The 21811-nt window shown below is 53.0% G+C and carries 37 protein-coding genes; 17 read left to right on the top strand and 20 right to left on the bottom strand.

The annotated features are described in order from the left end of the window. The first annotated feature begins 66 nt into the window (after positions 1 to 66). The gene (locus HZU75_RS04425; protein ID WP_180307971.1) at positions 67 to 936 is read left to right on the top strand and encodes a transporter substrate-binding domain-containing protein; all 870 of its coding nucleotides are present in this window, start codon (positions 67 to 69) and stop codon (positions 934 to 936) included. Beyond that, positions 929 to 2692 carry a sensor domain-containing diguanylate cyclase gene (locus tag HZU75_RS04420; protein WP_180307970.1) on the top strand — a complete coding sequence of 588 codons (1764 nt, stop codon included), beginning with the start codon at positions 929 to 931 and terminating at the stop codon, positions 2690 to 2692. The genes HZU75_RS04425 and HZU75_RS04420 overlap by 8 nt, the downstream gene beginning before the upstream one ends. A gap of 415 nt (positions 2693 to 3107) precedes the next feature. On the opposite strand, the gene HZU75_RS04415 is transcribed toward HZU75_RS04420, so the two are convergent. After that, positions 3108 to 3518 carry a hypothetical protein gene (locus HZU75_RS04415; RefSeq protein ID WP_180307969.1) on the bottom strand — a complete coding sequence of 137 codons (411 nt, stop codon included), beginning with the start codon at positions 3516 to 3518 and terminating at the stop codon, positions 3108 to 3110. Positions 3519 to 3563: 45 nt separating this feature from the next. Beyond that, positions 3564 to 3851 carry a restriction endonuclease subunit S domain-containing protein gene (locus tag HZU75_RS04410; protein WP_180307968.1) on the bottom strand — a complete coding sequence of 96 codons (288 nt, stop codon included), beginning with the start codon at positions 3849 to 3851 and terminating at the stop codon, positions 3564 to 3566. A 182-nt stretch (positions 3852 to 4033) separates the two neighbouring features. Here HZU75_RS04410 and HZU75_RS04405 point away from each other — a divergent pair, with 182 nt between their 5' ends. Then, a complete protein-coding gene (locus HZU75_RS04405; RefSeq protein WP_180307967.1) occupies positions 4034 to 4672 on the top strand; it encodes a hypothetical protein in 639 nt (212 codons plus the stop codon). A gap of 37 nt (positions 4673 to 4709) precedes the next feature. Here HZU75_RS04405 and HZU75_RS04400 read toward each other — a convergent pair whose 3' ends face one another. From HZU75_RS04400 to HZU75_RS04315, 18 genes are all read right to left on the bottom strand, one after another. Then, positions 4710 to 4919: a hypothetical protein gene (locus tag HZU75_RS04400; protein ID WP_180307966.1), complete on the bottom strand. Its 210-nt coding sequence runs from the start codon at positions 4917 to 4919 to the stop codon at positions 4710 to 4712. A 15-nt stretch (positions 4920 to 4934) separates the two neighbouring features. Then, positions 4935 to 5129 carry a hypothetical protein gene (locus HZU75_RS04395; protein ID WP_180307965.1) on the bottom strand — a complete coding sequence of 65 codons (195 nt, stop codon included), beginning with the start codon at positions 5127 to 5129 and terminating at the stop codon, positions 4935 to 4937. A 14-nt stretch (positions 5130 to 5143) separates the two neighbouring features. Next, on the bottom strand, positions 5144 to 5326 hold the full coding sequence (locus HZU75_RS04390) for a hypothetical protein (protein WP_180307964.1): 183 nt from the start codon (positions 5324 to 5326) through the stop codon (positions 5144 to 5146). Then, on the bottom strand, positions 5323 to 5526 hold the full coding sequence (locus HZU75_RS04385; protein WP_180307963.1) for a hypothetical protein: 204 nt from the start codon (positions 5524 to 5526) through the stop codon (positions 5323 to 5325). The genes HZU75_RS04390 and HZU75_RS04385 overlap by 4 nt, the downstream gene beginning before the upstream one ends. Continuing rightward, entirely contained in the window at positions 5526 to 6236 is a 711-nt protein-coding gene (locus HZU75_RS04380) for an ASCH domain-containing protein (RefSeq protein WP_180307962.1), read from the bottom strand. Before HZU75_RS04380 ends, HZU75_RS04385 begins: the two co-directional genes overlap by 1 nt. A 38-nt stretch (positions 6237 to 6274) precedes the next feature. After that, a complete protein-coding gene (locus HZU75_RS04375) occupies positions 6275 to 6790 on the bottom strand; it encodes a hypothetical protein (protein ID WP_180307961.1) in 516 nt (171 codons plus the stop codon). Beyond that, positions 6790 to 7209, bottom strand: coding sequence for a hypothetical protein (locus HZU75_RS04370; RefSeq protein ID WP_180307960.1), 420 nt, complete (start codon positions 7207 to 7209; stop codon positions 6790 to 6792). The genes HZU75_RS04375 and HZU75_RS04370 overlap by 1 nt, the downstream gene beginning before the upstream one ends. A 4-nt stretch (positions 7210 to 7213) precedes the next feature. Next, a complete protein-coding gene (locus HZU75_RS04365) occupies positions 7214 to 7486 on the bottom strand; it encodes a hypothetical protein (RefSeq protein ID WP_180307959.1) in 273 nt (90 codons plus the stop codon). 10 nt (positions 7487 to 7496) lie between these two features. After that, positions 7497 to 8156, bottom strand: a complete 660-nt coding sequence (locus tag HZU75_RS04360; RefSeq protein WP_180307958.1) for a hypothetical protein — start codon at positions 8154 to 8156, stop codon at positions 7497 to 7499. Positions 8157 to 8167: 11 nt separating this feature from the next. Continuing rightward, a complete protein-coding gene (locus tag HZU75_RS04355; RefSeq protein ID WP_180307957.1) occupies positions 8168 to 8365 on the bottom strand; it encodes a hypothetical protein in 198 nt (65 codons plus the stop codon). A 9-nt stretch (positions 8366 to 8374) separates the two neighbouring features. Further along, positions 8375 to 8689, bottom strand: a complete 315-nt coding sequence (locus HZU75_RS04350; RefSeq protein ID WP_180307956.1) for a helix-turn-helix transcriptional regulator — start codon at positions 8687 to 8689, stop codon at positions 8375 to 8377. A gap of 249 nt (positions 8690 to 8938) precedes the next feature. After that, entirely contained in the window at positions 8939 to 9166 is a 228-nt protein-coding gene (locus tag HZU75_RS04345; RefSeq protein ID WP_180307955.1) for a hypothetical protein, read from the bottom strand. A 22-nt stretch (positions 9167 to 9188) separates the two neighbouring features. Then, positions 9189 to 9422, bottom strand: coding sequence for a hypothetical protein (locus HZU75_RS04340; RefSeq protein ID WP_180307954.1), 234 nt, complete (start codon positions 9420 to 9422; stop codon positions 9189 to 9191). Between the two features lie 22 nt (positions 9423 to 9444). Then, positions 9445 to 10062 (bottom strand): hypothetical protein, encoded by a 618-nt coding sequence (locus HZU75_RS04335; protein WP_180307953.1) that lies wholly within the window; start codon positions 10060 to 10062, stop codon positions 9445 to 9447. Between the two features lie 78 nt (positions 10063 to 10140). After that, the gene (locus tag HZU75_RS04330) at positions 10141 to 10335 is read right to left on the bottom strand and encodes a hypothetical protein (protein WP_180307952.1); all 195 of its coding nucleotides are present in this window, start codon (positions 10333 to 10335) and stop codon (positions 10141 to 10143) included. Next, a complete protein-coding gene (locus tag HZU75_RS04325; RefSeq protein WP_180307951.1) occupies positions 10332 to 10757 on the bottom strand; it encodes a hypothetical protein in 426 nt (141 codons plus the stop codon). The genes HZU75_RS04330 and HZU75_RS04325 overlap by 4 nt, the downstream gene beginning before the upstream one ends. A gap of 155 nt (positions 10758 to 10912) precedes the next feature. Continuing rightward, positions 10913 to 11428: a hypothetical protein gene (locus HZU75_RS04320; protein ID WP_180307950.1), complete on the bottom strand. Its 516-nt coding sequence runs from the start codon at positions 11426 to 11428 to the stop codon at positions 10913 to 10915. A 90-nt stretch (positions 11429 to 11518) separates the two neighbouring features. Then, on the bottom strand, positions 11519 to 12289 hold the full coding sequence (locus HZU75_RS04315; protein WP_180307949.1) for an XRE family transcriptional regulator: 771 nt from the start codon (positions 12287 to 12289) through the stop codon (positions 11519 to 11521). Between the two features lie 428 nt (positions 12290 to 12717). On the opposite strand from HZU75_RS04315, the gene HZU75_RS04310 reads away from it, so the two are divergent. The 14 genes from HZU75_RS04310 to HZU75_RS04245 all read left to right on the top strand — a co-directional run bounded on the left by HZU75_RS04310 (position 12718) and on the right by HZU75_RS04245 (position 21802). Next, a complete protein-coding gene (locus HZU75_RS04310; RefSeq protein WP_180307948.1) occupies positions 12718 to 13239 on the top strand; it encodes a phage regulatory CII family protein in 522 nt (173 codons plus the stop codon). Beyond that, positions 13239 to 13454: a hypothetical protein gene (locus HZU75_RS04305; RefSeq protein WP_180307947.1), complete on the top strand. Its 216-nt coding sequence runs from the start codon at positions 13239 to 13241 to the stop codon at positions 13452 to 13454. Before HZU75_RS04310 ends, HZU75_RS04305 begins: the two co-directional genes overlap by 1 nt. Beyond that, entirely contained in the window at positions 13438 to 13638 is a 201-nt protein-coding gene (locus HZU75_RS04300; RefSeq protein ID WP_180307946.1) for a hypothetical protein, read from the top strand. Before HZU75_RS04305 ends, HZU75_RS04300 begins: the two co-directional genes overlap by 17 nt. After that, positions 13635 to 13910, top strand: a complete 276-nt coding sequence (locus HZU75_RS04295) for a hypothetical protein (RefSeq protein WP_180307945.1) — start codon at positions 13635 to 13637, stop codon at positions 13908 to 13910. Before HZU75_RS04300 ends, HZU75_RS04295 begins: the two co-directional genes overlap by 4 nt. Before the next feature lie 20 nt (positions 13911 to 13930). Continuing rightward, on the top strand, positions 13931 to 14164 hold the full coding sequence (locus tag HZU75_RS04290; RefSeq protein ID WP_180307944.1) for a hypothetical protein: 234 nt from the start codon (positions 13931 to 13933) through the stop codon (positions 14162 to 14164). Continuing rightward, complete coding sequence (locus HZU75_RS04285; RefSeq protein WP_180307943.1) at positions 14161 to 15132, top strand: hypothetical protein; 972 nt, start codon at positions 14161 to 14163, stop codon at positions 15130 to 15132. The genes HZU75_RS04290 and HZU75_RS04285 overlap by 4 nt, the downstream gene beginning before the upstream one ends. A gap of 12 nt (positions 15133 to 15144) precedes the next feature. Next, positions 15145 to 15756, top strand: coding sequence for a hypothetical protein (locus tag HZU75_RS04280; RefSeq protein WP_180307942.1), 612 nt, complete (start codon positions 15145 to 15147; stop codon positions 15754 to 15756). A 93-nt stretch (positions 15757 to 15849) separates the two neighbouring features. Next, the gene (locus tag HZU75_RS04275; RefSeq protein ID WP_180307941.1) at positions 15850 to 16302 is read left to right on the top strand and encodes a hypothetical protein; all 453 of its coding nucleotides are present in this window, start codon (positions 15850 to 15852) and stop codon (positions 16300 to 16302) included. A 127-nt stretch (positions 16303 to 16429) separates the two neighbouring features. Continuing rightward, positions 16430 to 16645: a hypothetical protein gene (locus tag HZU75_RS04270; protein ID WP_180307940.1), complete on the top strand. Its 216-nt coding sequence runs from the start codon at positions 16430 to 16432 to the stop codon at positions 16643 to 16645. Between the two features lie 189 nt (positions 16646 to 16834). Continuing rightward, positions 16835 to 17218, top strand: a complete 384-nt coding sequence (locus HZU75_RS04265) for an HNH endonuclease (RefSeq protein WP_180307939.1) — start codon at positions 16835 to 16837, stop codon at positions 17216 to 17218. A gap of 181 nt (positions 17219 to 17399) precedes the next feature. After that, positions 17400 to 18227, top strand: a complete 828-nt coding sequence (locus tag HZU75_RS04260; RefSeq protein ID WP_180307938.1) for a P27 family phage terminase small subunit — start codon at positions 17400 to 17402, stop codon at positions 18225 to 18227. Then, positions 18137 to 19909, top strand: a complete 1773-nt coding sequence (locus HZU75_RS04255; RefSeq protein WP_180307937.1) for a terminase large subunit — start codon at positions 18137 to 18139, stop codon at positions 19907 to 19909. Before HZU75_RS04260 ends, HZU75_RS04255 begins: the two co-directional genes overlap by 91 nt. Continuing rightward, entirely contained in the window at positions 19906 to 21198 is a 1293-nt protein-coding gene (locus HZU75_RS04250; protein ID WP_180307936.1) for a phage portal protein, read from the top strand. The genes HZU75_RS04255 and HZU75_RS04250 overlap by 4 nt, the downstream gene beginning before the upstream one ends. Then, positions 21185 to 21802 carry an HK97 family phage prohead protease gene (locus tag HZU75_RS04245; protein WP_180307935.1) on the top strand — a complete coding sequence of 206 codons (618 nt, stop codon included), beginning with the start codon at positions 21185 to 21187 and terminating at the stop codon, positions 21800 to 21802. The genes HZU75_RS04250 and HZU75_RS04245 overlap by 14 nt, the downstream gene beginning before the upstream one ends. Positions 21803 to 21811: the final 9 nt, after the last annotated feature.

Raw genomic sequence — 21811 nt, 5'->3', positions numbered from 1 at the left:
CCATTACTCTGATTTAAACGCAACTTACTGCTTTTAAAAGTAAATTGCTGTGCCTATAGTTGGGAAATGCGCCATAACATTTCCCGCTTGCGGCATTTTTATTTACTGTTTGTGCTGGTGTTCAGCTATGTCTGTGCACAAGCACAAGAGCTGCTGCACGTTCGTTTTGCGCCCGAAAAGGATTATGGCCCTTTCATTTATCAGGATGAGTCTGGGCAAATTAAAGGCTTGTCGTGGGATATTTTGCAGGAGATTGCGCCTGCTGCAAGGCTGCAAATAGAGACGCAAGCTCCAGCTTCCTTGGCCTATATTCTTGAGCAAGCGAAGCTAGGCAAGGTCGAGCTGATTTCCTCCTTGCGTCCAACCCCTGAGCGTGCGCTCTACCTTGGCTTTACCCAGCCATATGTCGCAATTCCTGCAGTATTAATCCGTCGCCTTGACTCACCAACCGCCACATTGCAAACACTGACTGGGGCGCGAGTCGCTGTGGGTAAGGGCTATGCCGTCGAGCATTTTGTGCGCGAAAAATACCCCGGAATTAATTGGGTTTTGGTCGCAGATGATCGAGAAGCTTTGCTCCTCATGGCTCAGAACAAAGTTGCTGCGATGGTGGCTGATATTGCCAGTACCATTTTTATCGCCCGCCGCGAGCAATATCAGAACTGGCGGGTAGAGCAAAATATTGGTTTTGAATACCAGCTCAGTTTTGCCTATCCCAAAACGCAAACTGAGTTGGGGCGTCGGCTAGAGCTGGCTTTATCACGCTTGCCGGTTCAGCGCCGTGAGGCGATTTTGGCGCGCTGGTTAGATACGAAAAGTATCGAGAATGCTGCGCCAGCCAGAACCTGGCTACAGTGGGGGGCATTGCTTGCTTTATTGATTGCGGCCCTTATCGGTGGCTGGGAGTGGCAACGTCAGCGAGGTCGCCATGGCTAAAAGCTGGCTTGCACGCGTCGGCCCTGATCTGAGCTTGGCGATCCGTATTGCCACGGTGTATTTCTTTTTTGCCATTATTTCCATTGAATTATTCCGCCTCGGTAATGGCATTGCAGTGATATGGTTTGCGAATGCGATTGGGGTGGCCGCTCTGAGCCGCTTGCCATTTCAACGCTGGGCTTGCCCATTGGTGATGCTGGCGCTCAGTATTATTCTTGCAAACTGGCTTATGGGTAGCTCGGTGGCCAGCGCCCTGTTTTTCCTGCCCGGTAATTTGGTTGAAGTGACTCTGGGGGCCTATCTGGTTAGGCAGCAGCGTCGAGATGCAGGTTATTTTTATAATCAGTTCAGTATGCTCAAGCTGATTTGGTTAGGGGTCTTGCTGCCGGTAATGGCCGGAGCCTTTGTTTCGGCTATGCTATCGTCACTGGACGGCCGCATGCCTGTGCTTAATGTAGTCATGCATTGGCTGGAGGGGAGTGCCATTGGCGGGGTCAGCGTGTTGCCCGCTGCTTACTGGGTAAGTGTGCATGGCTTGGCCGGCTTAAAGCGACAGCTCACGCAGGCATATTTACCAGCTCTATTGATTGTGGCATTGGCAGTGGCAACCCTGGTGCCATTATTACTGCCATTTCCATTTATCTACATGAGTATTCCACTGTTTTATATCGCATATCACAGTGGTGTTGCTGGCACAGTACTGGCCAATTTACTGGTGGCCGTGAATATTTGTATATTGATCAGTTTGGGCTATTTGCTACCACCCCCAACTATTTATAGCTGGGGTTACACATTGTTCTATTTACCCATCATGGCGACGTTGATCCCACCCTTAATGCTCGCGATTGCCATGGACATGGGGCGTTCTGCTGCACAGGCTTTGCATCAAAGTGAGCGCAGATATCGATCGCTTTATCAGCACACTCCAGCCATGTTGTATTCGTGCGACCTGGAGGGGCGGATACTAACGGTGAACGAGGTCTGGCTTAAGGCGATGGGTTTTTCCCAAAATGAGGTGCTAGGCGAGATGGCGGATAAATTTATGAGCCACGAATCAGCCCAGCAATTTGTTAATCAAATTATTCCGCAGCTGCTGCAGTATGGTGCGTGTCAAAACATTCGCCAGCAACTCATTAATAAACAAGGTTCTGCCGTGGATGTGCTGATGACCGCGGCACAGGAAATGGACGAAGCTGGGCGCACCGGGCGTTTATTGATGGTTTTACTCGATATTAGTGATAAGGTTCGGGCCCAGCATCTGGCGTATCATGATGCCCTCACACAGCTACCTAATCGTTTGCTTTTTACCGATCGACTTGAACAGGCGTGCCAGAATAATAGCCGCACCGAAGGCAAATTTGCTGTGGTCTTTCTCGATTTAGACCATTTCAAAGAAATCAACGATAGTTTGGGGCATGAAATAGGTGATTTATTGCTGATTGAAGTCGCACAAAGATTAGAAGGGGCGGTACGCAGTAGCGATACCATCAGCCGGCTGGGGGGCGATGAGTTTGTCATGTTGCTAGGGGGCTTATGCCCGGGCGAAGAAGCTGATCAAATGGCTGAAAAAATACGCTCGGTCATTGCTAGCCCCTACCTGCTTAATGGATATCCTGTGCATATTTCTGCCAGTATTGGGTTAGCGTACTTTCCGCGCGACGGATTGGACGGGCACGCTCTGATGCGTGCTGCTGATGAAGCCATGTATTGCTCAAAGCGGGCAGGGCGAAATTGTTTTATGAACAGTCATTGCTAAAGCAAGCAAATACACGAAGTTTGGCTTAATGCACTGTGAGGCTTTTGAGCCATGGCACGCTAGACTGTTAAGCACTGGTGCATTCTGCCAAGCTTATAGGATTCAAGATGGTATGGTTGCCCACCGATGCTCTAGTTCGAGTCTCGTGTTGGCACTAGCTTATATGAGATATGGTCAGGCTTGCTGGACAGAATCGGATGTTCTGGATACAAAAAACCCCGCAAACCTAGGTTTTACGGGGCTTATCGGACTTCTTTGGATCCCCTTGAAAAGGGGTGGTGCGCAACACGTGCAACGAGGATCGGCTTAGATAAAGGCTTTGCTCGTTTTTCGGGACTCTGTAGGGACGCGGCAAAACAAAAACGGGACAGTGCTTATTTTGTCCTTAATTCGAGTCTCTGTTCGAGACCGTTTTTTATCCCATGTTGGCAAAGACCTTGATAACGTCTTGCGGTGCTCTGCCAGTCATCACTAGAAATTTCCTCCAGATCCCATAGGGGATTGTTCTGTCTCCATTCTTAAACTCGCGCACTCGCCGATCGCTGCTTAGGCCTAGCAGGGCGGCTAATCTGCCGTCTGTGCCATATTCAGGAAAGTGCCGCTGAAAATGCCTGAAATATGCGCCAATAACATCGGGGTGCGGGGCTTTATAGCCTTCGTTTTCGCGTAGCAGGTGCTCGCGGCCATATAGGGTTTCGTCTATTTCAGTCTGAGGTGCAATGCTTGGAGCAGTTAAATTCTGCTGTAGGGTCTCGATTGCTTCCTGGGTGGCCAGCTCAAAGATTGTTTTTTGTTGGGCGCTGATGCTGGGTAGTTCTATTTTCATGTTTCGCTCCGTGAGTATGCCCCAGCCTTTCGGCTGGGGCTTTTGCTACGTTGGCGACAGTTCGATGCGTTGAACGTCTGAAACCCTGATATTCACCAGGCTGAGGGTTCCGGTTGCTATCTGCTGCCAGTGTCCAGTGCTGTGTATATGCTTGAACACGTAGTAGAGATAGTCCGGTAATAGCAGGTCAATTCGTTCTACCTTAATTCCGATGTGTTCTTGGTTGAACTCTCGGGTAGGTTCGCCGCATCGGCCTGCTGTCCCTCTGCGAATCAGCCAGAAGTGAGCCTCTGGAAAATTCGTCTTGATGGTTGCTAAATCTGAAAGTTTCATCTCGTTCCTCGGTGGCAACGACTAGCCCCTCAGGTCGAGTGGCTTTCTGCGTGCCACCAACAAAACGAATACTAGGCGCATTGCGCCTAGTTGTAAAGGTTTTAGTTGGGGTGAGTGAAACAGGTCACTGGTTTATTTTCGAGTACAATTAATGTCTGACTGTTTTTTTCGATGGGGCTGATATGTCTGGTGGTGTCGATTTGGAGCCGTTGCAAACTTGGAATGAGCTTAATCGTAAAAATACAGAGGATGATGTAATTAAATCCATGTATGAGGCCTGCGCTAAATCGAGTGAGCCTGTGGATTTATTTGTTACATGGTTATTGGTAGGGTCTGCTGCTGTTGGGTCTTTTTGGGTGGTTAATTCCGATAAGCTGGTTCCATATATTGGGAAAACCGGCTTTATGTGGTGCGGATTGTTTTTGTGTGTTTCATGTTTCTTTGGTCTTTTGTCGAAAATGTATGCTTTGCAAATAAAGGTTAGGACAGAAATAATCTCAGCATTAAATGCTGTAATGCAGGGGCGATTGGATTTGCATGATCAGCAAGAGCAAAAGATATTAGAGGCTGCTCGGCTTCATGGTGTAGAGCTGGAAACAGAAATTCGAGTTGAAAGAATTTTTTCTGTTTTTTTGAGTCCTCTTCCTGCATGGTTGCGAAACAGGGAGATACGGAAAGCTGCAAAAAATGGATTGGAGCCGCATGCGGGGCATCGGCCTTTATTGCGTTTTCTGGCATTTCAAAGTTTCTATTTGTCTTTGCAGTCGCTTGGGTTTTTTGGTTTTCTTTGTGCTGGATTTATTTTCGTTGTCGCCCATTAATTAGGTGCGATATTTGGGTTTGTATTGGGTTGTGCAATTAAAACTGCGCCTGCGCCCCGATCACTTTGAGGGTTGGCGGCAGGAAAAACCCGTCTTTGGTTATCTCGGCGGGTTTGTCTTTGACGATCTGCCATGCGGATCCGCAAGCGGGGCATTGGTAATGCCGGGGCGGTAAGTCGCCCATCATGGTTTGGGTGAAGCTATCGTGCGGGCCTGTGTGGCCGCATTTGCAAGTGATGCCAAACATGATTCCCCTCGATCTTTAGTTGGCTAGGCTGACTGACTCTAAAAGCTTTTCGATCTTAAAAAACGCAAGTCTGCTCAAGTGCTGCTGGAATGGGTTGCCCTGCCGCCAGTATTGATATTGTTTGATTTCGCTCTTGAGTGTTTCCCAGGTGGTCGCGTGTTTGGCGGCGATTTGGGCTTGGCTTATCTCTTCCTCAAATAAGTCGCGCATAGATCCTCTGCTTGTTAAAAGTCTAATGTGAGCTGCCCTTTGGCGGGGGTGGTATTGAGTGAGGTGGCGTAGGTTTTTCGCCTTGCTGCAGCCCAGCTCATTAGCGTCCAATACCATTTTGCGTGCTGTGGTTGTTTGATGCGGATGTGTCTGGCTTGTGCGAGATACACCCGTGCCATGTGTGCGTGGTCATTCATTCGGCTTGGCCAGCGGCGTGTTTCACTGTCGCATCGGTTTTTGTCCAGGCGCGCCAAGCGCCGATTGAGCAGCTGTTTCCGTCATAGAACACGCGGGTGGTGGTGCCGTTGCTGTTTTTCTCGATGGCGGTCACGGTGCGAGTGCTGCCCCAGCGCAAGACAATATCGCCTGGTATAGGGTTTCGTTTTGGGTCGCGCATTATGGTGTTACTCGCTTGAATTCAATCACCCAAACCCAGGGGTCTGAGTCCCAGTTATCCTGGCTGTATGTTGATTTCCATAGATCGGCAAACCATTGCCTAGGGTCTGTTTCGTTGGCGATGTTTGGGAATGGGCAGCCTTCTTGCATGCAGTCGCCGCGTGAAATTGCGTGCAGGCGCTCGACACGCACATTGGTGATTTCTAGAGTGATGCGGCTGGCTTCGCGTGGCATGTGAATGGATGGCTTCCAAGCTGATCGTGGCTCGCCGTCGCCATCGTCATCGCCAGCCCATTCCATGCCGCCATCTGCTGCATAAATAACGTGGCCGGTGTAATAGCCTCGGCCAAATTTGAGCTGGTTGATTTTTAGGGCTGGGCGGTCTGGAGTCCAGTCAATCATTTCGCCATCGTCGCCAAATGCATGGCTGATAACTCCCCATGTTTCGCGTACCCAAAGGCGATCGCCTGTATCACCCAAAGGGCAAGCGTCACCTGCTAATCCATTCCAGCCGCCAGCCTTGTTTTGCAATTCATCTTCGACATGAAGCATGGTCTGAAATTTATTGCTCGGCCACCAATGGCCGGGTCGTGGGTAGTCGGGAGGGCATTCGGTCGGCTGTGGTTTCATCGCCCGCCGCGTCTGCGTCTTGCTGCCATTAAGCACGGCGCGGACCATTTCGGCGTTCATTAGAATTTGGTGTTCTTTCATTGTGCGGCCTGATTGATTTGGGTTGATGGGAAAGTCTGCTAATGTATTGCGGTCTGATCGCCGTACAGAGATAGGCTGTATGGGGTGTCGCTTGCTGCGACCGGCTTGCCCTTCACGAATAAGACGTGGACTGGTGCTTGGTTGGTGGCCTCTTGGCTTTCTTTGATAGCTTCGTCGCTTAGCTCGGTAACATGGTCGTCAATCAGTGAGATTGCGACGCTTGGGTAAGTGAGCGGCTTGGTGCATTTGCCACCCGTAGCGTGGTCGTAAACGATAGCCGCATAGTTCAAAACATTGCCGTAGTCGCACAGCTCGCGCTTGATCTGCTCGATGTTGAGTGATCCGTCTGGATTGCTCACGATGTCGCGCCAGAATTCCCAAGACTCTTCAATGGTTAAAACGTCGTCCCGATGTGGGAGTGGTGAGCACTTGCGGGGTTTTAATGCCAGGCATTCGGCAGCGAGTTCGCGGATGATCCGTGCGGCCTGGATGTCGCCTTCTTTCTCAAGACGATCAGCGCATAGTGCTGGGTCTAATTGCGTGGTGTTTGGCATTATTTTTCTTCTTCCTTGTAGTAGGTCGGCACTCTGAGTGTTGGTGTAGTGTTGAGCTTGGTTAGTGGGTGGGTTTTGCTTTTTTCGGCGATGCCCTTTTCGATTGCGACGCGGGTGCCTTCATTCCAGATGATGGCTAGCGTCCAGCCGATGGCGGTGATCCACCAGCCGAAATACACTAGCGGCGCGAGGATGATGGCGTTGATTGTGAGTGCAGCTATTGGTGGTATTGGTGACTGGTCGTTGGCGTCAATCGCTTGCTGGCGCACGTCGTCACGGATGCTAAGTAGGCTGATGATGATGCTTAGCCAGAGCAGAAATAGGGCTGTGTTCTCGCAGCCTTGCTGGCCTTTGAATGTGGCCAATAGGATTAGGGTGAATAAGAGTATTTTGTAGAAAACGTGCTTGATGATTTTCATGGTGCTAGCCTTGGGTGATGGTGTATTGCTTGGCGAGTTCGATAGATGCGTCAATTTGGTCTGCTGCCGCGCGAAGTGCATAAGCTTTCTTGTTCTCGTTAGCTTCAATTGAGTCCTGCGGTCTGTTTTGCATGCGAGTCCAAAAAGTGATGCTCTCGGTTGTTCTGCGCAGATGGTTTGCGTAAGAGTCTTTGCCGCTTTGGATGTGGCTTGGGCGCTGGCTGGTGCCAAAAATGGCCTGTGCTGGCCGGATGATTTCGCTGCGGTTGGTATGCATGGTTTTCCCCTTATTTTGTGCGCGGCATGAGTAGGCCTTCGCCGCCATCAAAGGTGAATTTGGCGGCGGGTAGGTCGTAACTGGGTTTGTCTGATAGTTGTGTTATTCCAGTGGCAAATAGGACGTTCGGCAGCGCTTGTATCAGCTCGATATAGTCGGCTGAAAAGCATTGGCCTTCGATGTATACAGGGTCGCGCTCTTCAGTTTCGATGCCATCGTTGCAGCAGTAGCATGGCGCTGTGTCATCGGTTTCTGGTTCATCTTTGGGGTGGGGAACTCGCCCAGTTCGGTTGCATACGGTGCATTCTCGAACGTGGCCGTGTGAGGTATAGAGATCGCCTTCGCCTTCGCAGTGCTGGCATTCTTTGGTTTTGAGTTCGCCTTTGCAGCAAGTGCAGGTGTGGGTTACTTTGGGCGGTAAATTGAACTCAGGTAGTGGGTTAGCTGGGTTAAATTGATTTTCTTTGAGCCATTTGCTGAGTCGAGCAGCTGCGGTTTTTTCGTTTTTGCCTTCCCCGATGCGGGGTTGGCCGTCAAATTTGTGGACCACAATTGCGATATGGCCATTGGTTGCAAATACATGGCCGTTGACTTGAAACGGCGTGCGGAAATAGGTGCGTATATCGTTTTTTGAGGCGGTGAATTGTTCGAGCTGGGCTTGGGTGATCATGGTTGATTTCCTTATTTTTTCAATGTTTTCTGACGGTGCTTGATAAATTCATCGGCTGCGCGGTAGCTGTTTCTTGCCATTGCCTCGCCGAGCGTTTCGTTTTCATTGGGCTTGATTGCGCTGCGTGGTAAGAGTTGGGTTGTGGCCATGAAATTGGCTGCAACCAAGTCGCGCAGCAAAATGAGGTAAATGCGTTTGATCCAGTTCACGATCGCTCCTTAATTCAAAGTCTTTTTGGTTTCCTGGCGGCGTTCGGCCCAGCGGCGGATGTCGGCAGGCTTCCAGCGGCGTTGGGCTTTGCTGTCGCCGCTGGTGGGGAGCAATACGGCGGCGGGGAAGTCGGGCATGCAGGCAAGGCGCTCGATGACGTGGCGGCGGCTGACGCAGAGGTAATCGGCCACGGTTTCGGCGTCCCAAAGGCGATCGTCGGGGCGCAGTGTGCGTGGCGGATTTCTCAGGGCTTCGACCATGCTTTGTAGGGTGAGCAGCATGGCATGGGCGTCGATTGGGTTTGCGTTGGTTTCTTGTTTCATGCTGCCTCCGGTGTTGCTGATTTGTTTGCGCTGGCCAGCTGCGTGCTGGCGTGTTGTTTGGCTTTTTTCTGGTCCTGATACCAGCTGGCGCGGCTTTGTTGTTGGCGGCGGGCTTGGGTCAGGGTCTTGCATAATTTGTGGTGCATTAATCGGTACGGCCAATGATGTTGGTTGATTGGCATCGGTTGCAGCGCTGTGGCATCACGGCGCCGCGCCCGATGAGTTGTTGGCAATTACGGCAATAAAATTTCAGCTCGCGCATCGGATGCCTTGCTTCTGTTTTTTCTCGATCGCGGTCTGGCAGTGGATGCAGCTACCGTACACCTGGCGGTGTGCTTCCAGATCTTCGCCGCAGTGGCGGCATTCAGTGGCAAAGCGCATGCGAGCTGCGGCGCGGGTGCGTTCGATACCTGCTTCGCGGTTGGCGTGCTCGATGTCGCTGGCGATGTCGCTGGCGAGGTCGTTTGGATCTGACATGGTGTTTCCTGTGAAAAAAAGGTTAGAGTTTTGGTTGCTGAGCTGCGCGCCAGACTTCAAGCATGTGTGCCATCCATTCAGGGCCGATGCGATCAACTGCATAAGCAATCGAGTCGTTAGGGCAGATCTCGCGCATGCGGCCTGATGCGACTGCTACATAGAGGCGTTCGCCGGTGGATAGCGTGTCTACGCGGTCGTATTCGCCGTTCCATGCTTCTTGGGCGATTTCGTCTAGGTGTTCGAGTTGTTGGCTCATGGTGTTTGTCCTTTGTTGCGGTTTACGCTGCCAGTCGCGCTTGGCTGAGGGCAGAAAAGCCTTCGATTGGCGCGGTGTTGTCGCCTTGCTTGGGGTCGCTGGCGTAGTTCAGCTGCAGCGCTACCAGAAATAGCCAGCCTTCTTTCTCGCTCAGGTTGCGATCGCAAACGGTGTTGAACAGGCGAATGGCTTTGCCCATGTTTTGCGGTGGCAAGATCGGCGCTGGCGTGGTTTGTGTATTTGGTACTGGCGCAAGGCTGGTGCCGGTGCGGCAATCTTCGAGTTCTTCTGCGAGCAGTTCGTTTTGCTCGGTTAGATCGAAAATCCGGTTGTTGGCCGCTTGTAGTTCAGCGGTCAGGCGCGTGATTTCGGTTTGCTGCTCGGTGCTCGATGGCACAACTGCGGGCGGTTGATTCGGGCTGATGGCCTTGGCCACGCAGCCAATGATCTGAAAGCGATTGCTCGCGCCTGGGCGAGTGGGGGCGAGTTGTTCGATCTCGGCGGCATTCAGTAGGGCATGCAACGCGCTGCCGACTTCCTTTTCATTGGCTGCTAGATCTGCTTTTTTGTAGATCTCGCTGCGGGTGAGCGGGCTGGTGGCGGTGGTGAGAATCTGCCGTATTTGCTCGGTGAGTGTCATATTCGTTACCTCAGTGCTTGATTAATAACCAGCCGATTCCGGCTGCAGTCCAAAGTACGGCGATCGCCGTGGCCACAATTAATTCTTTAAGCGTTTGCATGTGCGGGTTGCCCAATACCAGCCGGCGCGATCGTCTGATGCAGTGATGCGCCAGCCGTGGCGGGTTAAAAAGCTCAACATCGTGTAGTCGTCGCTCACATCGCGGACCAGTTGGCCGCCAGCTGGGCGGTGGTTGATGTTGGGGATTGTCGGTGTGAGTGCTTGGGCGATCATTGCAAAGCCTCGGTGCCGGTAGTGGTCAGGATGTAATCAATTGAGAAGGCGGCACGGCTCGCGACGCGGCGGGTAACTGAATCTTCTTCGAGAATGCAGATCTTGTTGGCGTGGGCAATCCATGTTTGCTTTGGGTCTGTCGGGCTGCATTGGGCGTAAAGGATTGGCGTTTCCCAGCCGTGGGATTGGATCAGCTGATTGATCTCGGTGATTTGTGCCAGGTGGCTGATTTCTGCCTTGATGGCGGGGGTGCCGGATTGGTAGCCATCGAACGAAGGCTCGGCATAAACGCCAGCGAGGCGGTTGATGTGCTCGATCAGTTGCTCTTGGGCTTCGATGGAGTCGTGGATGCTTTCCAGCTCATGCAGGGCGCGTAAATAGGCCTGCTGGGTGGCGAGTTGGGTCTGTTGGAAAAGCTGCATGATGTTCACCTCGTTTGTGTTTATGAGGCAAATATCACATATGAGTTTTTATCTGTCAAACACAAATGAGTTTATTTGTGCGGTGAGTGTGTTTTTTTGTGGTTTTTTGTGTTTAAAAAATCACGATAAGCGGTATTTTGTGGCTTTGGTGTGGCTTATTCTTGGATGTTGAGGGTGTCGCCTTCAAAGAAAAATTTGTTGTCGGCTTTGTTGAGCCAGTATTTTCGCCCGAGTTCGTCTTTGCGTGAGCTGCCGAATAGTTTGGTTAGTTTTGATTCGGCTGCGGCTGTGGCTTGGGCGATTTTGGCTTGGTTTGCCTGGTATTCCTTGCTGGCCGAGCAGTCTTGCTCGATAAATCCTTCGGGGGATTTTTTATCTATGCAGCCCTTAGTGCTTTCGTAGGGTTTGGTTAGGGTGATTTGTGTGAGGTGGCTGGTATTGCTACGTTTTTTATCGATAAAGGTTTCGATGCTGTAGGGGGTGGCTTCTAGCTGTTCAACTTGGGTGGGTTTGGATGTTGTGCAGGTGGTGTATTTTGACTTGCCAGTTTTGCAGGTGAGTGCTGCTTTTTTTAGGTCTGCTTCGGTTTTGCCTGGGAGTATGTCGTTGAGCTGAATGGCGACGGCGTTGGCGCTGAGCGCGGCGGCGATTAAGAATATGATTTTTTTCATGATTATTCAGTTGAGTTAAGGGCTTTAGAAATTTATCAGGGCGATAGGCAAAAGAAAACCCGCCGAGGCGGGTTGTTGTTTGTGTGGTGCTTAGAACTTGTTGGGTGGGGTGTGGGCTTGGCGCACGCGGCCAATTAGCTTCATTTGTCCGGCCTGCTCGCTGGTAATCAGGATGTCGCGGTGATATTCGCTATTGTCGCTCTTTACCAGTAGTGAGCCATCCATCTGGCGGATCAGGCGTTTGCAAAATAACTCGCCATTCCAGCTGAATAGATAGATTTTGTTGTTCAGGATGTCGGTGAGGCTGTGGCCATCCAGCTGCTCGACTAGTAGTCGATCGCCGTCTTTAATGGCAGGCTCCATGCTGTCGCCAGCTGCTTTGCACCAGAAAGTGCGGTCAGGTTTGAGTCCCAGTCTGATTAGCTCGTTTTTGTCGGTAAAGTATTTGTGGGAAATCACTTCAAAGGTCGGCTCGCCAGTGCCGCAGCTGGCCTTGATGTCGTAAAACGGCAGCGCTGCTGAGTTGGTGAGGTCGGCATATTCCTCAAAAGAAATTTCGCCTGCTTTGAGTGCTTCATTGGCCGCCAAGATTTTTTTTGCTTCTTCATCTTGGGGCATGAGTGCTGCGTTGCTTTGTAGGCCGGTGCCGTTGTTAAGCATTGCGCCTTTACCTTCAGCCAGCCAAAGGGCATTAACGCCAAGGGCGTCGGCTAGTTGAGGTAGGAAGGTCGCGCTTCTGTTGCGGCCAGATTCGATGTTGCCAATCGATGATTGGCTGACGCCAATACGCTTGCCCAAGTCCTCTTGGGAGAGCTTGAGTTCTTTGCGGCGTAGGCGAAGGCGGTCGGCAAGTGTGTTCATAATCTCAATTGTATTAGAAGTCACTGCCACATTGGAGTTTACAAAATAAACACAAATGAGTTATAAACGTGTCAGTTAATTCATTGGTGTTAGTTTCATGAGTCCAAATTGGCAGGGAATCGTGGCCGATTTGCTGAGTTCAGGTCTTGGTCGGTCCGAGTTGGCCGCCGCGCTTGAGTGCTCCAAGTCGATGGTCGATCAGCTCGCTCGCGGTGAACGTGGCGAGCGTTTGAGCTATGCCATCGGCTCAAAGTTGGTTTCTCTGCATTCGGTACGTTGTTCCGTTTCCTCGTCAGCCCATTCTGCATAGGGCTGGCTTTGCCCAGCTTTATTGCTGGGTTTTTTTATTCGTGGTCGATGCCACAACGGCATCTTAGTGCTGATCGCTGATTTTGTAAGCGCACAGCTGACAAGTGGGGGTGGGTGATATGTATCACATTGATCGGACAGTGAGTTTGGAAGAGGCGGCGCGGGCGGATTGCGCTTTGTGGCGTGGGGGTCAGGAATCGCTGAGTTTGTCGGTGACGGGCTCGCCGCAGACTTTGCGGCATAAGTTGACTGGCCACAATCGGGCGATTTTGGGTGTGCAGGATGCCGTGTCGCTGATGGAGCTGACGGGTGGTCGCAATTTGATTGCGGCGATGGCCAGCCAGTTGGGTGGGCTGTATGTGCCGATGCCTGCGTTTGATGCGGTGCAGGATAACGAGGATTTGATGCTGGCGTTTATGTCTACCAGCACGCAGCTGGGCGAGTTGGCGCGTAAAGCGCAGGCCGCGGTGAGTAATGATGGCGTGGTGGATATGCAGGAACGTGCGGCCTTGATTAAGTCGGCGCATGAGCTCAATGCCAAGGTAATGCATTACCTGGCGCTGCTCGATCGCGTGTATGGCGATGCCGAGGTACAGGCCGAGCTGCGGGCCGAGGCGCTGGCGGGTGAGGGTAAGCGTTAATGTCGGCGGCGAGTCTTTGGCGTGAGCGTGCGCCTGGTGTGTTTATTCATCCCAAGGGCTATCGCGTGCAGTCGTATATGGATGGGATTGTGCCGCGTTGGTCGGCGTTTCATCCGTCGCATGGTTGGATTGCTGAGGCGTTATTGAGTGCCCGCGAGGCGAAAGAGCGTTGCCGCCAGCATGCTTTGGAGGTGGGTTATGCGCGTCAAGGTTGAATCGTATGCGTGTGGTGGGCGTGAGCTGTGGGCTTATGCCTTGGTCGCTGGCCGTAAAGATTATGTGATCAGCTCGGCCAATGGTTATGCGTCGGCAGCTGCTGCGCGATCGGCGGGTGATGCGTTGCTGACTTCGCTGGCGCGTCGGGCAGCGGCGAAACAAGTTACAGGGAGGCCGGTATGAAGGTTGTAGAGGTTAATGATTGCGATTGGTATGTGGGCGAGTCGGTTGCGGCTTGCGTTGCTCAATACATAAAAGAAGTGGGCGAGGAATACGCTGATCATTGCGAGGATGCACGTGCATTGTCGGATGATGAGCTGGATGCTCTGACGTTTACGGTGGTAGATGAGAACGAAGTACCTGACGGCTCTAAGCGCACGTTCCGAGAGCAGTTGGCAATTGAGATTGCGGCTGGCGGCGATTTTCCGCGTTTGTTTGCGACGACTGAGAATTAATTTATCAGGTGGGCGTGGCTATGAAAGCATGGTTTTTGCGTTGGTGGGGTGGTGGTCCTTGGTTGCCGCCAGTGGTGCCGCCTAAGCCCTTGGGTGGTGTGGATTTGCGAGTGATGCCGGTGCTGCGTGCGTGGGTGATTCATCAGTCCGATGTGGATTGGGTGACGCTTGATCGTGGGACTGGTGAGGCGTTTATGCGGCTAGGCCGCGCTACGCCGTTGTTTGAGCCGGTGGATGGGGAGTGTGGGCGATGAGTCGTTACATGATTAATGACGCAGAGTCGGATGCGCTGGCGGGTTTGGCGCATATCCCTTTTCGCTTGTATCACGCTTTGCGCAAGCGCATGGATTTTAAGACTGGGCGCGTGGGTGAGCGGCCCAAGGTGAGCTATCAGGCCTTGCGCGAGGATTTGTATGTCGAGCCTGGGCAAGGTAAGGCGATGGCTGATTGTGGGTCGCCTTCGGTGGATGCTTTACGGCATGCGCTGAAAATGTTGGAGCGTGTGGGCTTGGTGAAGGTGATCCCTGCTGATCGCCAGTTGATTTTTTCGTTGATTTTGGCGGATGCAGAATTGGTGCGTCCGGCAGAAGTGCCCCAGATTTGCACCAGAGCTACACCAGACCAAGTACACCAGAGCGAAACCCAAGCAAATCAAGGCTTGGTGGGTAATGAGCGCCAGAGCTACACCAGAGGCGAAGCGGCAGAAGTGCCCCATACATCGGAGTACGGTGATCGGTGGATAAAACCTATTTCCATAGAATCATCATCTCTAAATGGTGACAGTAATGGCGCTGTGGATAAGTCGGGGATGATGACGACGAAGGTGTTGAAAATTACAAAAGCAGGCGATTGGGTGCCGATCATGCTTGAGCTGGGATTTGACGAAAAAACAGTCTGCAGTGATGAAGCGGCTCAGGTTTTCTATCGCTGGTTTGCTGACGGTGTGTTGCCTGACGAAGTGCGCGAGGCTCGCCGTGGTGCCGGTGCAGTGGCTAAAACGCCGATGTATTTGGCCAAGGTGGTTGAGACGCGACGGGCTGCAAATGGTGTGCGTGCTGCAGATGGCCAGCTGACGCCAGCGTTGCATTGGACGGGTTCTTGGTCGGGGATTGTGGCTCGGGGTGCTGAGCTGGGTGTGGTGCAGGCTGAGGCTGAGGAGCCTTGGGTTTTCAAAATGCGGGTTTTCGCAAAGGCAGGTGTGCCAATGCCTGCAGTTCATTGAGGGAGGTGAGGTATGGCTGTGAAAAATGCTTGGACGCGGCCTGCAGGGACTGATGGGTATATCCCTGTAAACGTGTTGTGGCAGCGGATGGCGGCACTATACGGTGCCGAGTGGCGGGCAATGTTTGCTGATGAGGCGGCAAAGCTGGCTTGGCAGGAAGAGGCTGCGGCGATGCTGTATGGTCGCGGGGTGTCGTTCAATATGATCAAGCAGGCCTTGGAGGTGTTGCGCAATCGGGTGAAGTCGGGCGATAAGCCGCCCAGTGTGACTGAGTTGGTTGAGCTGGCCATGCCGTCGATCGATGCTGAGTCGTCGTTTGCTGAGGCTAAAAAGCAAAGCGCTTTGGTGCAGCATGGGCGGGCTGAGTGGTCGGATCCGGCGGTGTATTGGGCTGCGGTGGATTTTGGTTTTTCGCGGCTGACTACGGCGCAATTTCGCGGGCGGGATAAGGCAGATTGGGTGCGGGCTTTAGCGCGTCGCTTGTCTGGCCAGTGCCCTGGTATTCCTGTGGCTGAGCCGGTGCCGGAATATCAGCGCGGTGATGTGGCGGTGGCGCGTGCGTCACTGGCGAATCTGGCAGAAATGCTGGGTAAGAAGGTCGGTAGTAAGGCGGTAATGCGGTAAAATGTAGGGCATAAAACAAAGCTTTGCGGCGCTACGGCGGATGATGAAGCTAGAGGCCTCCATGCAGAAACTTGATCAACAAGCGGGGGCAAAATGATCGATTTTATTAATGAGCGTTTGATGGACTGGGCTGATTGGGTTGGTCGTCGTGATGATTGTGGTTTGGGTTATGTGCAAAGCCAGTTGGCTCGCTTGGGCGAGGCTTCGGGTGGTGCGAAGTATGGTGGTCTGCCTGCTGGTGTGAGTGAGGCGGATTTGTTTGAGTTGCATAAGATTGTGACGTATTTGCCGTTTGAGTTACGTCAGGCGGTTTGGCAGTGCTACATGGTGCCAGGGACTGCGGCGCAACATGCGCGGTCGTGTGGTTGTCATCGGGATACGTACTATGAGCGGCTGCATAAGGCGCATGTGTTGGTGATGGAGGCGCTGCAGCTGGGCGTGGATGAGGTGCCGTTGTTGGTGATTGGCCGTGCTGCTTTGTCGGCTGATTTACGTGCTGGAAACGATGCGGCAAGAAAAAATGAAAAAAAAGTGTTGACGGCTTAGCTCCGACACTTTAGAGTGCAAACCGCTATGACTTGATAACTGCGTCTAGCGAAACAAAACCCGTCCGAGTGGCGGGTTTTTCTATTTCTAAGCCCGCCATTGTGCGGGCTTTTTTATTGGGGTTTTTATGGTTCGCGCTAAATTTTCTTGCCATAGCAAGGTGCCGAGTGGTGATGGTTTCCAAATTACGTTGGGTGCGGTGATTAACGGCAGCCCAGAAAACGAAGAGTTTTATCGCTATACGCCTGCAGGGCAAATTAGCCTTGGCTTGGTGAGTGAGGCTGCAGCGGCTCAATTTGAAGTCGGCGCTGAGTATTTTGTCGATTTCACTCCGGCACATTAATTTGTGTGGCTCGCACTAGATGGCGCGGGCCTGCGAGTGCAGTGGACAGCCATAGCATCGATCAACAATCTCTAGCCCCCGCTTGGATCGTGTTGCTGTTGGCTGTCCAGTGCGCTTGCACTGCTTGAGTTGGTCGCTTGGCCAGTCCTTCGGGGCTGGCTTTTTTTATGAATTCGATTTGAGGTGTGTATGCCGCGTGCGCCATTAAAGCCGTGTGGTCAGCCTGGCTGTGGTCGGCTGGTGACTTCGGGCAAGTGTGATGTGCATCGGCGGGAGTCGGTTCGGCAGTATGAGGCCCAGCCTGAGCGGCGTGCGGTGAAGAGTCTTTATGCGACGAAGCGCTGGCAGGATCTGCGAGTGCTTGTGCTGCGAACTAATCCGCTGTGTGTTGAGTGCCGCAAGGTTGATCGCCTAACAGCGGCTGAGCATGTGGATCACATCAAGCCTCACTGTGGTGATGAGTCGTTGTTCTTTGATTTCGACAATCTGCAGGGCTTATGCAAGCCGTGTCACTCAAGGAAAACGGCCAAAGAGGATGGCGGCTTCGGCAATCGTCGAAAGGTCGGGGTGTAAGGTTTGGTCGGTGCTGCGGGGTGGGGGGGGTAAAAAGTCTGGGTCGGACGGCTCCGTGAACGCGCTCCAGCCAAGAAAAAACTATTCCTGAAAAATCATAGGGGGGGGTCTAAATCCTCGCCATTTGCGCTGATAGCGCCTTTTTTGTTGTTTTTGCTGAATTTACGCTTTGGAGGTCGCCATGGGGCAGGAAACCCAGAAAGCGGGCGGCTCCAAGGTTGAGGTGCGCCCGCCCAAGTTTTTAGAATCTCGCAGATCTCGCACGATTTGGAAATATCTGATCGATGCGCTTGACCAGGCGAAGATGGATTACCAGTCGGCGCTGATGTCGCTGGCCTTGCTAGCCGACAAGATCGACAGCTGGCGCGATCACGCTGATGCGGTCCACGTTGCTGGCTTTCGGTATGACGAAGATGCCAACGGCGGCTCGCTGGAATCCGACGAATCGCGGGCCGAGCGCCGGGCGCGGGTCGAAGTCCTACGGGATCTGGATCAAACCGGCTTAACGGTTTTGTCGGTTGCGCAGATCCGCGTGATCGATCGCCTGTCTCGGCAGGATGATCTGTTTAGCCCGTTCGAGCTGATTGGCCAGCTGGATCAATCCAGTGCCAACTTAATGCCATTGCCCCCACCGTGGACGATGCGCCCGAAAGAAAAAAAGATATGGAAGGAATTGCTGCCGCTGCTTGAACCCAGCGGCTTTGATTTTTCTACGGCGGGTATTTCGCTAGGCCTGCTGTGTGCAGCGATCGCGGATTGGCAGGACTGCAAGGATTGGATTAGCGAAAACAAAGGCAAGGTGTTTGCCGAGGCCAAAGAATCGGGGCGCACCTACGAGGTCAGCGCCAGTTATAACCGCGCCAAGATTGCCAAACAAATACGGGACTTACTCAAGAAAAACGGGATGACGGTTTACTCATGCGCCAAGAACAAAGCAATCAGCAAGGGCAAGATCGTCAGCCCCGAGCTGGCCGAGATTCTGGGCTTCATCGGGGATCGGCCGGATTAATTCCCACGGCCTACCAGCTGCAAGGCTGGGATCAGTACGGGCTGGATGTGCTCGCGGGCACGATCAATGCCTGCCGCTATACCCGTTTGGCCGTCGAGCGGCACTTTCGTGATCTGCGCGAGGCGGGTGAGCGTGGCTTGGTGTTTAACATTGCCCACGCCCAGCATGTAATCGACTTTATCCAGAAACACTGCCGCCAGAGTAAAGGCCAGTGGGCTGGCCAGACGATCGCATTGCAGCCGTGGCAGCAATTCTGGATTGCGGTCACGTTTGGCTGGCGGCGTGTCGATGGCACGCGGCGCTTTCGTACCTGGTATGAGGAGGTCGCCCGTAAAAACGGCAAGTCCACCAAGTTATCAGGCATCGGCTTGTATCTGTTTGCGGCTGACAAAGAGCCTGGTGCCGAGGTTTATACGGCAGCGACGAAGTTAGAGCAGGCCAAGATTACCCACGCCGAGTCAGAAATGATGGTGCGGCAATCGCCAGGCCTGCGCCAGCTGATCACCAGTCATAACAACAAGCTGTTTATTGCGGGCACGTCGAATAAATACGTGCCGCTGGGGGCTGATGCCAAAACGGCGGACGGTTTGAATGTGCATGGCGCGATCGTCGATGAGCTGCACGCCCACCCGAGTCGGGAGTTATGGGATGTGCTCGATACGGCGCGGGGTGCGCGGCGCAATAGTTTGATGTGCGCGATCACTACGGCAGGGTTTAACCAGGAAGGCTCGATCTGCTTAGAGCAGCGCAAATACCTGATCGATATTTTGGAGGGTACGACGGATGACGATTCTTTTGGTGGTGTTATCTACACACTTGATGCCGAAGATGATTGGCGCGATGAACAGCATTGGGGAAAAGCTAATCCTAATCTCGGAGTTTCCGTGTTCATCGAGGAGCTGCGAGACGCTGCACGTAAGGCTGCCCAAGTTCCCGCTGCCTTGTTTAACTTTCTTACCAAGCGCCTCAACGTTTGGACGCAGCAAGTCGAAGCCTGGCTCAATCTGGATGATTGGGACAAAGGCTCGGCAGTATTTGATGAAACAACACTGCACGGGCGTGCGTGTTTTGGGGCCTTGGATCTGGCCAGCACTACGGACTTAACGGCTTGGGTACTGGTGTTTCCGCCGGTGGGTAATGATCCGAATTGGTATGTGTTGCCACGCTTCTTTGTGCCTGAGGAAAACATGCAACGGCGCGAGATTAAAGATCGGGTGCCGTATGCCGCATGGCATCGGCAGGGCTACATCATCGCCACGCCTGGCAATGTGGTCGATCAAGAGCTGATTCGGCAACAAGTGCTGCAGGATGCGCGTGATTTTGATCTGCAGGAAGTCGCCTACGACGAATGGAATGCCGCCAAGCTGGCTACTGAGCTGGCGGCGGATGATGTGGTGATGGTCAAAATCCCGCAAAACTTTCAGATGCTCACTGCGCCCACCAAGCATTTGGAGGGCTTGGTTCTGTCAGGCCGGATCCGTCACGGCGGCCATCCGGTCCTACGCTGGAATGCGGGCAATGTGGTGCTCTTAACGGATACCAATGACAACTATCGGCCTAACAAAAAGAAATCGCGGGATCGTATTGACGGCATCGTGGCAACGGTGATGGCGCTCAATCGCGCCTTGTTTGGCGAGGATGACAGCAGTGTGTATGAGCAAAGAGGGATACGCGTGATATGAGATTGTTCAATTGGTTTACGCGGGGGAGTAGTTCCCCGCCTGGCAAGCTCAAGTATGGGGGCGTCGGAGCAAATCCACTGTCGATCGCGTTTGGCGGATCGCTGGCTACGGCAAGTGGCCAAATGGTAACGGCTGATACGGCTTTGCGTGTTGCTGCGGTGTATGCATGCGTGCGGGTGCTGGCTGAGTCGGTGGCAAGTCTGCCGCTGTTTTTGTACCAGCGTACCGAGAATGGCAAGCGGCGAGCGACAGAGCATCCTTTGTACTCGGTGCTACATGATCGGCCTAATCGCTGGCAAACCAGCTTTGAATGGCGCGAGATGATGATGGCCCATGTGCTGCTGCGGGGTAATGCATACAGCCGGATCATTAGCACTGGTGGGCGTGGTGTGGCCGAGTTGGTGCCGTTGCATCCCGATCGCGTGCGGCCATTTTTGTATGAGGGTAGCGATGGTCGTGAGCATATTTGCTATCTCTATACCAAGCCATCGGGTGAGCGCGAGTATTTGCTGGCGGATGAGGTGCATCACTGGCGCGGGCTGAGTAGTGATGGATTGGTGGGTATGTCGCCTGTGGCGCTGCATTGTGAGGCGATTGGCTTAGCGATGGCGACGCAAGAGCACGGTGCGCGGTTGTTTAGCAATGGTGCTCAAGTGGGGGGGTTTGTTCGCCATCCAAAGCAGTTATCTGATGCGGCGTTTGAGCGCTTGCAAAAGTCATTGCAAGACAAGTATGCCGGTACAGAAAACGCCCACAAAACCATGATTCTCGAAGAGGGCATGGAATATACGCGCATCGGCATGACGGCGGATGAGGCGCAGTTCTTGGAGACTCGCCAATTTCAGGTCGCCGAGATCGCCCGTATTTTTCGGGTGCCTCCCCATATGATCGGGGATTTGGCCAAAGCGACTTTTAGCAATATTGAGCAGCAAAGCATTGATTTTGTCGTTCATTCGCTGCGGCCTTGGCTGGTGCGCATCGAGCAGGCGGCTAGTCGTGATCTGCTGGGTGAGTCGGAGTCGAAAAAATACTACTTCGAGTTTTTGGTAGATGGCTTGCTGCGAGGTGACTTCAAAAGCCGTGTGGAAGGCTATCGCACTGCGATCGCCTCTACCTGGATGACGCCGAATGAGGCGCGAGAGCGTGAAAACATGGACCGGATCGAAGGGTTGGATAGCCATATGATCCCGTTGAATACGATTCCGTTGGATAAATTGGATGCCTATTTGGCCAGTAAAGGCCAGATGATCGTCAATACAGATAAGGAAAAAGGTGATGCCCAGTCCTAATCAGGCGCTTTCGCAGCGTGAATGCCGTGGCTTTACGGTGGATAGCATCAAGGTTGAGCAGCGTAGCGAGGGTGTCGCGGCGCTAATTCAGGGTCATGCGGCGGTTTTTGATCAGCTCAGTGAAGATCTAGGTGGTTTTCGTGAGCGGATCGCGCCAGGTGCATTCGCCAAGACGATTCAAAAACTTGATCAGCGTGCCTTGTGGAATCACAACACTGATTATGTGTTGGGGCGACGTGGCGCGGGTACTTTGCGCTTGCGTGAAGATTCTAAGGGCTTGGCAATTGAGATTGATCCGCCAGATACGCAGTATGCCCGCGATCTCATGGTGAGCATGCAGCGGGGTGATGTCGATCAGATGTCTTTTGCGTTTGCCACGATCTCTGATCGCTGGGACAAGGTGGATGGCGAGTGGATCCGCACGTTGCTTGAGGTGGATTTGTTTGAGGTGAGTCCGGTGACGTTTCCGGCGTATTCACAAACGGATGTTTCGGCGCGGGCCTTGGATGGTTTTGCGGCAGCGCGGGCAAGTGAGCAGCCGCCCGCTGATCATGATCTGGCATTGCGCCGGATGCGGCTCGATTTGGTTGAGGCCGAGCTTTAATTTTTGGGT

The sequence above is a fragment of the Chitinibacter fontanus genome, from assembly GCF_013423785.1.
GTDB lineage: Bacteria > Pseudomonadota > Gammaproteobacteria > Burkholderiales > Chitinibacteraceae > Chitinibacter > Chitinibacter fontanus.
This window is presented reverse-complemented; position numbering and strand designations above follow the sequence as displayed.